Annotated in this window: 12 protein-coding genes; 3 read left to right on the top strand and 9 right to left on the bottom strand. The window is 61.7% G+C overall.

What is annotated here, in order from left to right; genetic code table 11:
* The 5 genes from glcF to PseuLF5_RS06810 all read right to left on the bottom strand — a co-directional run bounded on the left by glcF (position 1) and on the right by PseuLF5_RS06810 (position 6,364).
* The gene (gene glcF, locus PseuLF5_RS06830) at positions 1-1,221 is read right to left on the bottom strand and encodes a glycolate oxidase subunit GlcF (protein WP_340133233.1); all 1,221 of its coding nucleotides are present in this window, start codon (positions 1,219-1,221) and stop codon (positions 1-3) included.
* 2 nt (positions 1,222-1,223) lie between these two features.
* Positions 1,224-2,273 carry a glycolate oxidase subunit GlcE gene (gene glcE / locus PseuLF5_RS06825; protein WP_340133232.1) on the bottom strand — a complete coding sequence of 350 codons (1,050 nt, stop codon included), beginning with the start codon at positions 2,271-2,273 and terminating at the stop codon, positions 1,224-1,226.
* Positions 2,273-3,772 carry a glycolate oxidase subunit GlcD gene (gene glcD / locus PseuLF5_RS06820; RefSeq protein ID WP_340133231.1) on the bottom strand — a complete coding sequence of 500 codons (1,500 nt, stop codon included), beginning with the start codon at positions 3,770-3,772 and terminating at the stop codon, positions 2,273-2,275. The genes glcE and glcD overlap by 1 nt, the downstream gene beginning before the upstream one ends.
* Positions 3,773-3,961: 189 nt before the next feature.
* Positions 3,962-4,888, bottom strand: coding sequence for an alpha/beta fold hydrolase (locus PseuLF5_RS06815; RefSeq protein WP_123467560.1), 927 nt, complete (start codon positions 4,886-4,888; stop codon positions 3,962-3,964).
* A 21-nt stretch (positions 4,889-4,909) separates the two neighbouring features.
* Positions 4,910-6,364, bottom strand: coding sequence for a flavin-containing monooxygenase (locus PseuLF5_RS06810; RefSeq protein ID WP_340133230.1), 1,455 nt, complete (start codon positions 6,362-6,364; stop codon positions 4,910-4,912).
* A gap of 189 nt (positions 6,365-6,553) precedes the next feature.
* Here PseuLF5_RS06810 and PseuLF5_RS06805 point away from each other — a divergent pair, with 189 nt between their 5' ends.
* From PseuLF5_RS06805 to PseuLF5_RS06795, 3 genes are all read left to right on the top strand, one after another.
* Positions 6,554-7,627 (top strand): diguanylate cyclase, encoded by a 1,074-nt coding sequence (locus PseuLF5_RS06805; protein ID WP_340133229.1) that lies wholly within the window; start codon positions 6,554-6,556, stop codon positions 7,625-7,627.
* 156 nt (positions 7,628-7,783) lie between these two features.
* Positions 7,784-9,016, top strand: coding sequence for a M20/M25/M40 family metallo-hydrolase (locus PseuLF5_RS06800; RefSeq protein ID WP_340133228.1), 1,233 nt, complete (start codon positions 7,784-7,786; stop codon positions 9,014-9,016).
* 534 nt (positions 9,017-9,550) lie between these two features.
* Positions 9,551-9,853 (top strand): hypothetical protein, encoded by a 303-nt coding sequence (locus tag PseuLF5_RS06795; protein WP_123467568.1) that lies wholly within the window; start codon positions 9,551-9,553, stop codon positions 9,851-9,853.
* Between the two features lie 133 nt (positions 9,854-9,986).
* Here PseuLF5_RS06795 and PseuLF5_RS06790 read toward each other — a convergent pair whose 3' ends face one another.
* The 4 genes from PseuLF5_RS06790 to PseuLF5_RS06775 form a co-directional block, all read right to left on the bottom strand.
* Entirely contained in the window at positions 9,987-10,856 is an 870-nt protein-coding gene (locus tag PseuLF5_RS06790) for an isocitrate lyase/PEP mutase family protein (RefSeq protein ID WP_123467570.1), read from the bottom strand.
* Between the two features lie 355 nt (positions 10,857-11,211).
* Positions 11,212-12,246, bottom strand: a complete 1,035-nt coding sequence (astA, locus tag PseuLF5_RS06785; RefSeq protein ID WP_123467572.1) for an arginine N-succinyltransferase — start codon at positions 12,244-12,246, stop codon at positions 11,212-11,214.
* Positions 12,247-12,307: 61 nt separating this feature from the next.
* Positions 12,308-13,324, bottom strand: coding sequence for an arginine N-succinyltransferase (locus PseuLF5_RS06780; protein ID WP_340133227.1), 1,017 nt, complete (start codon positions 13,322-13,324; stop codon positions 12,308-12,310).
* A 118-nt stretch (positions 13,325-13,442) separates the two neighbouring features.
* Positions 13,443-14,792, bottom strand: coding sequence for an APC family permease (locus tag PseuLF5_RS06775; protein WP_128615882.1), 1,350 nt, complete (start codon positions 14,790-14,792; stop codon positions 13,443-13,445).
* Positions 14,793-14,802 lie beyond the last annotated feature (10 nt).

Below are 14,802 nucleotides of genomic sequence, written 5' to 3'. Positions count from 1 at the left end.
TCATTCTGCCAACGACTGATCCACCAGTTCGATCCAGTGCATTACCGGTGTACGACCGGCGCTGGCCAGATGGCTCTGGCAACCGATGTTGGAGGTGACGATCAACTGCGGGCGGCCGCTTTCCAATGCGTTGAGCCGGTTGTCGCGCAGTTGTCGGGCGATTGTCGGTTGCGTCAGCGAATAGGTGCCTGCCGAACCGCAGCACAAATGACCGTCCGGCACGGCAGTGAGGTTGAAGCCGAGGCGCGTCAGCAGTGCTTCCACCGCGCCGCCGAGTTTCAGTGCGTGCTGCAAGGTGCACGGACAATGCACGGCGATCCGTCGTTCGCTGGCGGCACAGGCCTGTTCCAGCGGTTCACCGGCAAGGATCTGCACCAGATCCAGGGTGCGTTCGCTGATCAGTCGCGCCTTGTCCGCGTACGCCGGATCGTTTTCCAGCAAATGCCCGTAATCCTTGATGAAGGCGCCGCAACCGCTGGCGGTCTGCACGATGGCTTCGACGCCGGGTTGCAGGTGCGGCCACCAGGCGTCGATGTTCTGCCGAGCACGGTCGAGGCCTTTGGCCTGGGCGTCGAGGTGATAGTCGAGGGCGCCGCAACAGCCTGCCTCGACCACAGGGGTGACGCTGATGCCGAGCCGGTCGAGCACCCGCGCGGTGGCGTCATTGGTGTTTGGCGACAGCCCCGGCTGTACGCAACCCTCGAGCAACAACACCCGGCGTGCATGCCGTGGGGCGGGGCGCACCCCGGACGTTGGCAGATGCTGCGGCAGCTTGCTTTCAAAGATCCGCGGCAGCAGCGGCCGAAAAGTGCTGCCAACCTGTAGCAGGCCTTTGAACAGTCGCGGATTCGGTGCCAGTGCGCGCAGGCCCTCGCGCAGCAGCCGCTGTGCAGCCGGGCGCGGCACCGCCTGATCGACCACCGCGCGACCGATGTCGAGCAGGTTGTGGTAGTCGACACCGGACGGACAGGTGGTTTCGCAATTGCTGCACGACAGGCAGCGGTCCAGATGCAGTTGCGTCTGTGCGGTGGCCGGTGCGCCTTCGAGTACCTGCTTGATCAGGTAGATGCGCCCGCGCGGGCCGTCGAGTTCATCGCCAAGCAATTGATACGTCGGGCATGTGGCGTTGCAAAAGCCACAATGCACGCAGGTGCGGAGGATTTTTTCCGCCTCGGCGGCGCGGGGCAGCTGTCGGGATTGTTCGCTGAGGGTGGTTTGCATGGCTAGAACTCCGCGTACATCCGGCCAGGGTTGAACAGCCCTTGCGGGTCGAGTTGCGCCTTGAGTTGCCGGTGATAGCGCAGCAGTGTCGGGGCCAATGGCTGGAAAGGCGACTCGCTGGCGCCGTGGCTGAAGCACGTCGCGTGGCCGCCGAGTGCCTGGGCGAGGACATGAATGTGCTCGACGTCGGATTTCAGCCAGCGTTGCGCCCCGGCCCAGTCGATCAGTTGCTCGCCGGGCAGCTCCAGCGGGCCGAGGTTGTTCGGCAAGGACACGCGCCACAGCGGCAGGCCTTCGTTGAAAAACGCCAGGCGTTGTTCATTCAGATCGCACCAGAACACCGAATCCAGTGGCTCGCCACCGAGGCGTTGATGCGCCGCCGTCACCGAACCTTCGCCGCCTTCAAGACGCAGATAAAGACTCTCGCCATCGTGGCAGGCGGCGCTGATCGGCAGCGGTTGCTGGCCCCATTCGGCCAGATTGGCCAGCGCCCGCGCGCAGTCGATATCGAGGCGGATGCTCAAGCACTGGCGCGGTTTGGGCAGGACTTTCAGCGAGACTTCGGTGAGCACGCCAAGGCAACCGAAACTGCCGGCCATCAGGCGTGACAGGTCATAACCGGCGACGTTTTTCATCACTTCGCCGCCAAAGCGCAGGTGCTGGCCGAGGCCGGTGATCACCCGGGTGCCGAGGACAAAATCCCGCACCGAGCCGGACCAGGGGCGTCGCGGCCCGGACAACCCGGTGGCGATCATGCCGCCGACCGTCGCGCCTTCGCCGAACGCCGGAGGTTCACAGGGCAACATCTGCCCGGCCGCTTCCAGTGCTGCGAGCAGTTCCGACAACGGCGTACCGGCGCGCACGCTGACCACCAGTTCGGTCGGCTCATAACGCACGATGCCGCGATGGGCGCGGGTGTCGAGCACTTCACCGGCCACTTCGCGCCCGAGAAAGGCTTTGCTGTTAGCACCCTGAATTTTCAGCGGCGTGGCGTTGGCCCGGGCCTCGTTGACCTGCTCGAGCAACGCATTGGCGGCATCGCAGTCAGCCATCAGAAGCGCTCCAGTTCGGGGAAGGGCAGTTGCCCGGCGTGAATATGCATCGCTCCGAATTCGGCACAGCGATGCAGGGTCGGAATGTTTTTGCCGGGATTGAGCAGGCCTTGTGGATCGAACGCGGCTTTTACGGCGTGGAACAGGCTCAGTTCGTCGCTGTTGAACTGTGCGCACATCTGATTGATTTTTTCGCGGCCGACGCCGTGTTCACCCGTGATGCTGCCGCCGACCTGTACGCACAGTTCGAGAATTTTCCCGCCCAGGGCTTCGGCGCGGTGCAGTTCCCCCGGCTGGTTGGCATCGAACAGAATCAGCGGATGCATGTTGCCGTCGCCAGCATGGAACACGTTGGCCACGCGCAAGCCATATTCTTCGCCGAGGCGCGCGATCCCTTGCAGAACGCCGGGCAATTCGCGGCGCGGAATGGTGCCGTCCATGCAGTAATAGTCCGGTGACAGGCGACCGATGGCGGGGAAGGCGTTCTTGCGCCCGGCCCAGAAGCGCACGCGCTCGGCCTCGTCACGGGCCTGGCGCACTTCGATGGCGCCGGCCTCGGTCATGACGTCGCGCACCCGCTGACAATCGTCGTGGACATCGGCTTCGACGCCGTCGAGTTCGCACAACAGAATGGCTTCGGCATCGACCGGATAACCGGCGTGGATGAAGTCCTCGGCGGCACGAATCGCCAGGTTGTCCATCATCTCCAGACCGCCAGGAATGATCCCCGCCGCGATGATGTCGGCCACCGCACGGCCGGCCTTGTCGACCGAGTCGAAACTGGCCAGCAGCACCTTGGCAACCTGAGGCTTTGGCAGCAATTTGACCGTGACTTCGGTGATGATGCCCAGTAAACCTTCAGAGCCGGTGAATAGCGCCAGCAAATCGAAACCCGCTGAATCGAGGGCGTCGCTGCCCAGTGTCAGGCGCTCGCCTTCGATGGTCAGCACTTCGATTTTCAGCAGGTTGTGCACGGTCAGACCGTATTTCAGGCAATGCACGCCGCCGGCGTTTTCAGCGACGTTGCCACCGATGGAACAGGCGATTTGCGAAGACGGGTCCGGCGCGTAATACAGGCCGAACGGTGCCGCAGCCTGGGAGATCGCCAGATTGCGCACACCGGGCTGAACCCGTGCGGTACGTGCGGCGGGGTCGATGTGCAGGATGTTGTTGAAGCGTGCCATCACCAGCAACAGGCCTTTTTCCAGCGGCAGGGCGCCGCCGGACAATCCGGTGCCGGCGCCGCGAGCGACCACCGGGACCTGGTGCTGATGACAGAGTTTGAGCAGGCTCTGCACCTGATCGAGACGCCGGGGCAGGGCGACCAGCATCGGCGTGGTGCGGTAAGCCGAGAGGCCATCGCATTCGTAGGGCTTGAGTTCGTCGTCGCGCCAGAGAATGTCGAGATCGGGCACGGCGCGTTGCAAGGCTTCGAGAACCCTGGCCTTGTTCACCTCGGGCAAGGGCCCGTCGAGGCGCTCGTCATACAGAATGTTCATCTCAGTCCCGCAACCTTTGTAAGAGAGGGGCACCCCTGTGGCGAAGTCGTTTGCTCGCGCTGGGGCGCAAAACGGGCCTGATCCAGCCAACACAGACTGTCGGGTGCAACCCGCCGTCAACTGTGGGCCTGCTGCGCAGCCCGGCGGGAGCACGTTCCTTCACTACAGGGGGCGGATGGGGCCTGCTGATCATCGTTGGTTGCCGAGGAATTCCCGATACAACCGCGCGGTGTTCCCCGGTTGTTCGACCATCGGCATATGCCCGACGTGATCCCACACCTCCACGCGCAGATTGGCGATGCCCTTGCTCCACACCGGCACACTGCTGACGTCGATCAGCCGGTCCTTGCGCCCCCAGAGCAGCAGAGACGGACATTTGATGTCAGCCAGTTTCGGCTCCATCGGTTCACTGGCGCGGAAATCGCGGAAGATCTCCTCCAGTTCATCGCGTTGCTGTTCGTAGCGCTGAGCAATGGCATCCAGCACCAGCTTCGGCACCCACGGCGGCGACGCCATGGTCATCGCGTAGAAACGCTGGAAGTCCTCCCGGGAATTGATCAGGAACGGGTTGTGCCCACGGGCCAGATGGCGCTCCATGTCGCTGGCCTCCGGGGCCGTGACGCCGGCCGGGTCGATCAACGCCAGCGAGGCGATCCGGTCCGGGTAAGTTGCCGCCAGCCACGCCGCGATGTAACCGCCCATCGAGTTGCCGATTACATGGACTTTCTCCACGCCGCAGACATCGAGCAGTTGGATCATGCGCTTGGCCTGCACCGCGATGTCATAGCCGCCGCCAGCCTTGAAGCCGGTTTCACCGTGGCCGGCCAGATCCGGAATGATCACCCGATACTGGCGCACGAAGTGCCGGGAGAAGCGCAACCACAGATTCTTGTCGGCGCTATAGCCGTGCAGCATGAGGATGGCGCTGGCCGCTTCATAGGGCCCGCCTTGCCAGGTCGAAACGGTCATCTCGGCGATCGGCACTTCGATCTTGTGCAGCTTGTACAGTTTGGCCTCGACGGCCATGTTCAGGTCATACAGCCAATGACCGACCGCCGGATAACTCAACCAGCTCCAGGCCACGAAAACCGCTAGGGCGACAAACAGCAAAAGCATCGACGTCTTCCTTTTACGTGTTCAGGACAGAATGTGGTCGGCCGGTTTCAGCGCCCGGGTCAAGCGGTGATAGCTGAAACTGAAGCCGGGAAACATTGCGATCACATGACCGCTCTTGCTTTGATACCAACTGTGGCAGCCACCGGACTTCCACACCGTGCGTTCCATTTCCCGGTGGATCATCTCAGTGTAGGTACGTTCCGCTTCCGGGCGCACTTCGATGCTGCGCAGGCCTTTGGCTTGCACGGTGCGGATGCAGTCGAGGATGTAGTTCATCTGCGACTCGATGATGAACAGCGCCGAGGTGTGGCCGATGCCGGTGTTCGGCCCGGTGACGATAAACAGGTTGGGAAAGTCGGGCAGGCTGGTGCCGAGGTAGGCGCGTGGGTATTGGGCCCAGACATCTCTGAGTTGCACGGCGTTTTTTCCGCTGACCGGGTAGGAAATCACCCCGTCGGTGGCGTCGTAACCGGTCGACCAGATGATCAGATCGACCTCGATGTGCTGGCCGTCCTGCGTGTTGATGCCGCGCTCGTCGAGCGAAGTGATGCTTTGTTCGCGGGTGTGCAGCGTCACGTTGGGCCGGGTCAACGCCGGGTAATAGGTGTTGGAAAGCAGCACGCGTTTGCAGCCGATGGTGAAGTCCGGTGTGAGCTTTTTCCGCAGCGCCGGGTCGCGCACCTGGCGTTCCAGCAGACGCAAGGCCTGACACTGGACCATGCGGATGGCCGGTCTCGAATATTTGAACGCGATCACCCGCGTTTCGAACTGCCAGTAAATCAACCAGCGCAACAGCTTGTAGGCCGGTTTCACACCCAGCAGCCAGCGTTGCAGCGGCCCGAACAGACGATCGGCGCGAGGCAGTACCCAATGCGGCGTGCGCTGGAACACGTGCAGTTGCGCGACGTCGGGGGCAATCGCCGGAATCACCTGCACCGCGCTGGCGCCGCTGCCGACGATGGCCACGCGTTTACCGCGATAGTCGTAGTCATGATCCCAATTATTGGTGTGAAAGGTCTTGCCCTGAAAGCGCTCCTGGCCGGGGATATGTGGGATCACCGGTTGGCTCAGCGGGCCGGTCGCATTGATGAGGAATTGCGCATGGAACGTGCCCTTGGCGCCGGTATGAACGGCCCAGCGTTTTTGCTCGTCGTCCCATTCGACACGCTCGACATTGGCTTGCAACTCCACCCGCTCACGCAGGCCGAACCGGTCGATCACGTGCTCGGTGTAGCGGTGCAGCTCGGCCTGTTCGGCGAACATCTGCGACCAGCGGTAAGAGGCGAACGACAGCGAATACAGCGGCGATGGCACGTCCACCGCGGCGCCGGGGTAGGTGTTCTGACACCAGGTGCCGCCGAAGAAGTCCCGGCGCTCCAGCAGGCGAAAATCGTCGATCCCGGCCTTGAGCAGGTTGACCGCCGCGCACTGGCCGCCGAAACCGCTGCCGATGATCAACACGTGGTAGGTGTGCATGGGGCTCCTTCTTATAGTTGTTTTTTCGTTTTCCTCCTTTCATGTATAGCCAAATATTTGCACTGTGCGCAGCGGTAATGTCGCTCTATTCAGCCCGCTGGCCGGTGATGGCTATTTAACGTTGCCCTGATAGACTCCCAACACATCCGTCCTACGGTGTGCAGGTTCCGTCGAGTGGTCGAGGCCCTTATGGGAAAAACGGGAGGAAAGGGACTTTCATTGGCCAGGAGGCTTTACACGTCGCGAATCCTCGGGCTGTTGCTTGGGCTTCTCTGCGTGTCCGTGGCGATGCAAGCCCTCGATCCGCCGCTGTGGGTCTGGGCGTTGATGCTGTTCAATGGCCTGATCTGGCCGCATCTGGCCTTTCAATGGGCGCGCCGCGCCGAGGTGCCTTTCCACGCCGAACACCGCAACCTGTTGATCGACGCCTTTCTTGGCGGCTTCTGGGTCGCTGCCATGCATTTCAATCCGCTGCCCACGGCAACGACCATTTCGATGATGGCGATGAACAACGTCGCTATCGGAGGTTCACGCTTTCTATTGGCGGGCTCCGCGGCGCAGTTGCTCGGGGTCGCCGTCAGCCTGGTGGTTTTCGCGCCGGCATTCATTCCGCAAACCTCACCCGCGCAGATGTACGCGTGTTTCCCGTTATTGCTGCTGTACCCGTTGGCACTGGGCTGGATCTGTTTTCGCCAGGCCTACACCCTCGGCCTGCATAAACGTGAGTTGCTCGCGCTGAGTCGTACTGACAGCCTCACCGGACTGCTCAATCACGGCGCCTGGAAGGATCAACTGGAGATCGCTTTTCAGCGTTGCAAGCGGCAGAAACAGGGCGCGGCGATCGCGCTGATCGACATCGACCATTTCAAGGCGATCAACGACACCTACGGGCATGTCGCCGGTGACATCGTGCTGCGCCAGTTGAGCAAGATGCTCAAGCAGAACCTGCGCGCCACCGATGTCGCCGGGCGCTACGGCGGGGACGAGTTCTGCGTGATTCTTCCGGAGCTGCCGCTGTTCAACGCGGCGCAAGCCATGGAGGCGCTGCGCGAGCGCTTTGCCGTTCTTGGCTATGAGCAGAACCCGGCGTTGAAGGTCAGTTTGAGTATCGGCCTGGCGGCGTACGATCCCGCGCATGCCGACGCGACGCGGTGGCTCAATGATGCCGATCAGGCCTTGTATGAAGCCAAGGCCAGTGGCCGCAATCGGGTGATCTGCAATTGCGAGAGCCTGCCGAAGCAACCGCAGCTCGACTCGGTCTGAGCCGCTTGCGACTGATCCTGTAGACGCTGGCAGGCCAGCTAGCGGCCACAGGTTTCGGGTGCGGTCGGCCAGGTCAGCGTCGTATTGGGTGTAGAGCCTTGCGTCAATGTCGGGTACGGTTTCAATCCACCCCCGACGCGAAACAAGGATTGATTCATGACGCGCTCATTTTCCCGCTCTCTGCTGGCTGCCAGCCTCGGCCTGTCTCTCACGCTCTCGGCCGCCGTGGCGTCCGCCGAACCGCACAAACAGGTGCTCGCCGACGCCGAGCAATACCAGCCCGAAGCCCTGAAGCTGTTGGAACGTCTGGTCAATATCGACTCCGGCTACGAGCCGGGGCTCAAGCAAGTCAGCGACATTGCCGTCGATGAGCTGAAGAAGCTTGGCGCCACGATCGAACGGGTGCCGAACACCCCGGAAAAATCCAGTCACGTGCTCGCTACCCTGAAGGGCACCGGCAAGGCAAAAATCCTGCTGATGGCGCACATGGACACGGTGTTCAAGGAAGGCTCCGCCGCCGAACGGCCGTTCCACATCAAGGACGGTCGCGCCTACGGGCCGGGGGTGATGGACGACAAGGGCGGCATTGTCGCCGGGATCTATGCGCTGAAGGTGCTGAAGAACCTCGACTTCAAGGATTACGCGCAAATCACCTTCCTGCTCGATGCCAGCGAAGAAACCGGCTCGGACGTCGCCACCGACCTGATCAAAAAAACTGCCAAGGAACACGACGTGACCCTCAATCTCGAGCCAGGGCGTCCGGCGGATGGCCTGGTGGTATGGCGCAAGGGCAGCGCGACGGCGCTGGTTGAGGTCAAGGGCAAAGCCGCGCACGCCGGCGTCGCCCCGGAACTGGGGCGTAACGCGGCGATGGAGGCGGCGCACCAGATTCTGCAACTGGGCAAACTCGGCGATGAGGAGAAGAAAACCACCATCAACTTCACCGTGCTCAAGGCCGGTGACCGCACCAACGTGATCCCGGATCAGGCCACGGCCAAGGCTGACGTGCGCGCGGCGGTGCCGGAAGAGTTCGACCGCATCGAGAAGGATCTGGCCCGGGTGTCGCAGGACAAGTTGATTGCTGACACCGAAGTGAAGACTTCACTCCAGCGCGGTTTGCCGCCAATGCCGCAGACGCCCGAGTCGGATCGCCTGATGGCGATGGCCCAGGGGATTTACGGCGAGATCGGCCGCAAACTGACCGAGGAGGGCAGCGGTGGCGCGGCGGATGCCAGCCTGTCGGCCGGGGTGGGTACGCCGACACTGGATGGTTTCGGGATTGTCGGCGGCAACATTCACACGCCGGAGGAGTACGCCGAAGTGGCGAGCGTGGCGCCGCGGATTTATCTGTTGTCGCGGATGATCATGGAGCTCTCCAAGCCGCGGTGAGTGGGTTTGTGGTGTGACTGATGCGGGAGGGGTGTCAGGTGCATTTGCCCTCACCCTAACCCTCTCCCAGAGGGAGAGGGGACTGACCGTGTTGTTTGTGGTCCATGTGGCAACCGGCAGATCAAGTTGAATGCAAATTTGCATTCAATGCGGTCTCTCACGTCGGCGTAGATCCAGAGCAACCCCCAATCAGTTCCCTCTCCCCCGGGAGAGGATTGACCGTGTTGTTTGTGATTAACACGGCGACCTGAAAGATCCATTTGAATTCAAAACCGGATTCAGCGCGGTGTCACAAGTCGGCGTAGCTCCCAAGCATCCCCCAATCAGTCCCCTCTCCCTCTGGGAGAGGGCTAGGGTGAGGGGCTTTTGTGGGAAAAATGGAAGTCGCGAACGGCGTACAAAAAATACCGAAAAGTCCGACAGAAGCGCTCATTGCGGCTGTTGAGCGCGGCTCTTATAGTCCCGGCTCGCAGAAAACTCTGCAACGATCTTGGCCGGTCGAATACAGAACCTGACCCTTTTGGAGTGAACTCTATGACCGACCAAGTAATGCCCCGCTTCCTCCCCATCGACACCTACGACGCCGAATCCCCGGTGCTCTTCCTCAACACCCACTCAGAACTCAGCGACATGGCCGCCTGTGCGATGCACCGGTTTGTGGTCGTGCGCGATCTGGCCGACACCTTTGCCAGTCTTAATCTCAAGGGCATTTCCGATTGTGATCTGACGCGGGTGACCAGCGCGGTGCATCTGTTGATGCGCGAGGGCTGTGCGATTCTGGATGTGATTCAGGCGCGGGCGGTGCAGCGGGAGGAGGCTTACAAGACGCCGGTTTAGCGGTGTAGCGGCCGACGCCTTCGCGAGCAGGCTCGCTCCCACAGTGGATCTTGGGTGAACACAATATTCGTGTTCGACACCGATCAAATGTGTGAGCGAGCCTGCTTGCGAAAGGGCCGGTAAAGCGTGTGCATCACTCCTTGACGCTCATGTATTCCTTGGCCCAGAGAATGTATTCCTCAGGCTGGGTATAGGTGTGCGTCAGCTCGGTCGCGCTCAGGTCTGATGCCTGGGTGAAGATCTGCCGCTGTTCGCGCAGGCTGTCGTAGGTCGCCTTGATCGCCGCAAAGTAAGCGCCATGCCCATCAATGGTCACGCGCACACCGAGCTCGGCCAGACGTTTGTCGTCGCGCAGCGCCGGGTTGCCATAGGTGACCAGCATCAGCGGCACGGTCAAATGCTCGGCAATCTGCTCGAGCTGATCGAAATCCTGAACCCCGACCATGCAAATCCCGTCGGCGCCCGCCGCCTGATACTGCTTGGTGCGGCTGATGATTTCCTGATTGGGCAGAATGCCGGCATTGGTGCGGGCGATGATCGCCATTTCCGAATCGACCCGGGCTTCCAGCGCCGCACGGATTTTGCCGACGCCTTCGGCGACCGTGATCAGGTCGGTGGATTTGCGCCCGAATTGTGCGGGCAGCAGGGTGTCTTCGATGGTCAGGGCGGCGACGCCGGCGCGTTCCAGTTCGACGATGGTGCGCATCACGTTGAGGGCGTTGCCGTAGCCGTGGTCGGCGTCGGCGATCACCGGCAATTGGGCGACGCGGCCGATGCGGGTGGCCTGTTCGGCGAACTCGCTGAGGGTGATCAGGGCAAAGTCCGGAGCGCCCAGCACCTGCAACGACGCCACGGAACCGCCAAGAATCCCCACTTCAAAACCTAGGTCAGCGGCGATGCGGGCGGACATCGGGTCGAACACCGAAGCCGTGTGGTAGCAGGTGTCGGAAGCCAGCAGCTGACGGAAACTACGGCGCAAATCTTGATGGGAAAGCCGGGTCATACGAGTTCCACCAATACAAAGGAATGGAAGGCTTGAGCAAATGTGTCAACGCCGAAGGATGAAAAGGCTATCACGCGAATGGGTCAAGGATCATGACGAATTTGCGAGGGTGACCTGGGAGGGGGGATTCTGCGCTGAAAGGATTCATCAGCGATCAACGCTATAGGAGGGGATTTACCTGTGGATACCTGATTGATCGGTGGCGAGGGGATTTATCCCCGATGGGCGGCGAAGCGGCCCCTGAGCCAATCACCTGCCTTCTTCAAACCTGTCGTATTTCGAGATTCTGCTAATGCTGTGCAGTCGAACCGGGATCAATTCCCTCGCCACAGGGAATCTCCTGGCAGATGACGATTCAGGCCGCGACCGCCTGCTGCTGTTGATTGGGCAGCATCACTGCGCGCACTGAATTGCCCGGTTGCAGTTGCAGGCGTTTGGCGGTGAGGCGGTCGATCACCAGGCTGCTGCCGACCCGACGGGCCCGCGCGACGGTGATGCGGCAGTTTTCCAGGCGACGGTTGTGGATCAGCCACAGCGGCGCCTGCTCGTCCGGGGTGCCGAGGCTCAGGGTCAGCTCCAGGCTGTCGCGCACGGTGCGAATGCTGCGCACTGGCGCTTCGATCACCGGGCCACCGTCGAAAATGTCGATATAGCCCTTATGGGCGAACCCCTCGGCCTGGAGGATTTTCAGTGCCGGTTCGGTGTTGGGGTGCGCCTGACCGATGGCCGCTTGCGCCTGTTCGGTGAGCAGGCAGGTGTACAACGGCTGACGTGGCATCAGTTCGGCAATGAACGACTTGTTGCCCAGCCCCGACAAGTGGTCGGCATGGCTGAAGTCCATCTGGAAGAAGTGCCGGCCCAGACTGTCCCAGAACGGCGAACAGCCCTGTTCATCGGCGCTGCCGCGCAGTTCGGCAATCATTTTTTCGCCGAACAGGTGCGGGAACTCGGCAACGAACAACAAGCGCCCCAACGACAGCAGGCGGCCATTGCTGCCCTGACGGTGGTCATGCCCCAGAAACAAGGAGCACAGCTCCGACTGGCCGGTCAGTTCGTTGTTGAGGAACAGCGTCGGAATCTGCCGCTGAATGCCCAGGTCCGGGGCCGAACTGACTGTCAGCCCGACCCGATAGTTGTACCAGGGTTCGCGCAGGCCCACGGCCCCGGTCAAGGCGCTGACACCGACCACGCGCAGGTCGTCGTCTTCGAGCACGAACAGGTAGTCGGCGTCGGCACGTTCCACCTGTTCGGCAAACGCCCGTTGCGCCCAGCGTACCCGGTGGGCCAGACGCTCTTCGTTGGCCGGCAGGGTGGTAAACCCCGGGCCGGCCTGTTGCACCAGTGTCATCAAGGCTGGCAAGTCGCTGACTTTAACCGGGCGGACAATCATGCTGTAACTCCTTCTGCGCGCCTGCTCGGGCACTGTCGTTGGGTGCGAGACCGGGCGCGGTTCACAGGGCAATCAGGCGGATCAGGCTGCCGTCGGTCACATTCAGCGCCGCACATATTGCCGGGGTGAGGGCCAGCGGTTGATCGGGGCGATAATCCAGTTCGGCGACAATCGCCCGGTAGCCGTGCAGCGAGTCGTTGCTCAGCAGGTAACCGCCGCGCGCATCAATGTGCGCCTGTTGCTGCACTTCAAGCGTCTGGCTGCGGGCGATCGACTGGATGTTCGCCGTGCGTGCATACAGGGTCGGGCCGGCATCGAACAGGTCGATGTAGCTGTTGGTTTCAAAACCTTCGCGCTCAAGAATGTCGAACGCTTCCTGGCCGTCCGGGTGAATGCGGCCAATGCATTGCTGTGCGGCGGGCGGCAGCATCGGCACGTAGATCGGATATTGCGGCATCAGTTCGGCGAGGAACGTGCGGCTTTGCAATCCGCACAGGCGCTCCGCTTCGACGTAGGGCAGGTCGAAAAAATGTTTGCCCAGCGCATCCCAGAACGGCGAGTGGCCGTTCTCGTCGCTGTAGCCGACGATTTCGGTGATCACCGCTTCGGCGAAGCGCGGCGCGTGGGCGGCGATGAACAGCAGGCGTGCTCGCGACAGCAACTCGGAAAACGGCGTGCGCACCAGTTCCGCGTCGATATGAAAACCGCGCAACAGGGTGTGATCGTTGAGGTCGTGGCACAGCGACAGCGCCGGTACACCGTGCTCGATGTTCAACTCCCGCGAGGCACTGGTGAAGTGGCGGTTGCGCAGACTGTAGAAGGGTTCCTTGAAACCGGCGGTGGCGAGGATCTCCGAGCAGCCGAGCAGGCGTTGACTGTCGAGGTCTTCGAGCACGAAGAAGTAGTTTTCCGGCCCCGGTGCCGTGGCCTCGCTGGCAAACGAGGCGCAGGACGCGGCGATTTTATCGCGCAGGCGTTCACTGTCGTCCGGCAGCGACGTGACGCCGACCAAGCTATCGCGCGCCAATTGTTGCAACTGCGGCAGGTCGCCGGGTTCCACTGAGCGTAAGACCAGCATGGATGTACTCCTGTATCAAAAGGTCCGGCGAATTCGCCGAACCTGACTATCACTGTCGGTGTCCACGCGTTAAATCGGCGGTCGCCTGATCTGTTGTCAGACGCCGCTCTTTTTCTTGTCAGCCGTTGCTCGGGTCAGGCAGCGCGGTACTGGCGCCGAGCTTGTTGAGGAAGAACAGGTACACCAGGCCCAGAGCGATCCAGATCAGGCCGAGTTTCTGCGCATCGACGCCCATGTTGTACATGATGGCCGCGACGATGATGAAGCCGATCACCGGACAGATCAGGTGACGCACGACCTGACCGGACTTTTGCCGACGCCAGTAGTAGTTGATCACCGTCAGGTGCAGCAGCATGAAGCCACTTAGCGCGCCGAAGTTGACCAGCGAGGTCAGGGTGTCGACCGAGTTGATGAACAGGTAGCAGATCACCAGCGACAGCACCGCCACCAGATAAATGCTCAGGTACGGCGTGTTGTGTGTCGGGTGCACCTTGGCCAGCACTTTCGGCAACTTGCCGTCGCGGGCCATGCCGAACAGCAGGCGCGAGACCGCGGCTTGCGAGGTGATTGCCACCGCGACGCCCCAGGCCAGCGCGGTCGCCACCCCGGTCAGGGTCGCCAGCCAGCTGCCGGCGGCGATTTCGGCGATTTCATAGAACGCGGTGTCGGCGGACTTGAAGCCCATGCCTGCTGCCAGATCGGTGGCGATCCAGGTCTGTGCGACGAAAATCACCCCCATCACCAGCAATGTGATCAGCGCCGCTTTGCCGACGCTTTTGCCCGGATCGCCCTTGATTTCTTCCGCGAGGGTGGAAATCGCATCGAAGCCGAGGAACGACAGCACCGCAATCGACACCGCTTGCATCAGCAGGGCGAAGTTGAACGTTTCCGGGTGATACAGCGGCGCCAGGGTCAGCTCGCCGTTGCCGCCGCCGTGGTGCAGGGCGTTCCAGGCGTAGAACAAGAAAATCCCCAGCACCACCAGTTGCGCCAGCAGGAAGATGATGTTCATCCGTGCGGTGAAGGTGATGCCGCGCAGGTTGACGAAGGTGGCGCTGACCAGGAACGCCAGAATGAAGCCGACTTTCGGAATGTCGGGGTACAGGTGATTGAGCGCCATTGCTGCATAGACGTAGAGCAGTGGCGGAATCAGCAGGTAATCGAGCAGCATCAGCCAGCCGGCAATGAACCCGACGTGTTGATTGAGGCCGCGCTGTGCGTAGGAATATACCGAGCCGGCGATCGGAAAAGCCTTGGCCATGCTGCCGTAGCTCAACGCGGTGAACAGCATTGCCACCATGCCGATGATGTAGGCCAGCGGCACCATCCCGGGCGCCTCGGCATTGACGTAGCCATACACGCCGAACGGGGCGATGGGGATCATGAAGATCATCCCGTACACCACCAGGTCGGTCAGTGTCAGGCTACGTTTCAACTCCTGTTTGTAGCCGAACTCTTCTATTTCCATGAAGCGCAAC

Source organism: Pseudomonas sp. LF-5 (genome assembly GCF_037626295.1).
In the GTDB taxonomy this organism is placed as follows: Bacteria; Pseudomonadota; Gammaproteobacteria; order Pseudomonadales; family Pseudomonadaceae; genus Aquipseudomonas; species Aquipseudomonas monsensis.
The sequence above is the reverse complement of the archived record's forward strand: the minus strand, read 5'-3'. Positions and strand labels throughout refer to the sequence as shown.

Coding starts and splice junctions, on each gene's coding strand:
- PseuLF5_RS06810 (WP_340133230.1), bottom strand. CDS start 6,364: ATGCACACCTACCACGTGTTGATCATCGGCAGCGGTTTCGGCGGCCAG.
- glcE (WP_340133232.1), bottom strand. CDS start 2,273: ATGGCTGACTGCGATGCCGCCAATGCGTTGCTCGAGCAGGTCAACGAG.
- PseuLF5_RS06790 (WP_123467570.1), bottom strand. CDS start 10,856: ATGACCCGGCTTTCCCATCAAGATTTGCGCCGTAGTTTCCGTCAGCTG.
- PseuLF5_RS06815 (WP_123467560.1), bottom strand. CDS start 4,888: ATGCTTTTGCTGTTTGTCGCCCTAGCGGTTTTCGTGGCCTGGAGCTGG.
- PseuLF5_RS06795 (WP_123467568.1), top strand. CDS start 9,551: ATGACCGACCAAGTAATGCCCCGCTTCCTCCCCATCGACACCTACGAC.
- PseuLF5_RS06800 (WP_340133228.1), top strand. CDS start 7,784: ATGACGCGCTCATTTTCCCGCTCTCTGCTGGCTGCCAGCCTCGGCCTG.
- PseuLF5_RS06805 (WP_340133229.1), top strand. CDS start 6,554: ATGGGAAAAACGGGAGGAAAGGGACTTTCATTGGCCAGGAGGCTTTAC.
- astA (WP_123467572.1), bottom strand. CDS start 12,246: ATGATTGTCCGCCCGGTTAAAGTCAGCGACTTGCCAGCCTTGATGACA.
- glcF (WP_340133233.1), bottom strand. CDS start 1,221: ATGCAAACCACCCTCAGCGAACAATCCCGACAGCTGCCCCGCGCCGCC.
- PseuLF5_RS06775 (WP_128615882.1), bottom strand. CDS start 14,792: ATGGAAATAGAAGAGTTCGGCTACAAACAGGAGTTGAAACGTAGCCTG.
- PseuLF5_RS06780 (WP_340133227.1), bottom strand. CDS start 13,324: ATGCTGGTCTTACGCTCAGTGGAACCCGGCGACCTGCCGCAGTTGCAA.
- glcD (WP_340133231.1), bottom strand. CDS start 3,772: ATGAACATTCTGTATGACGAGCGCCTCGACGGGCCCTTGCCCGAGGTG.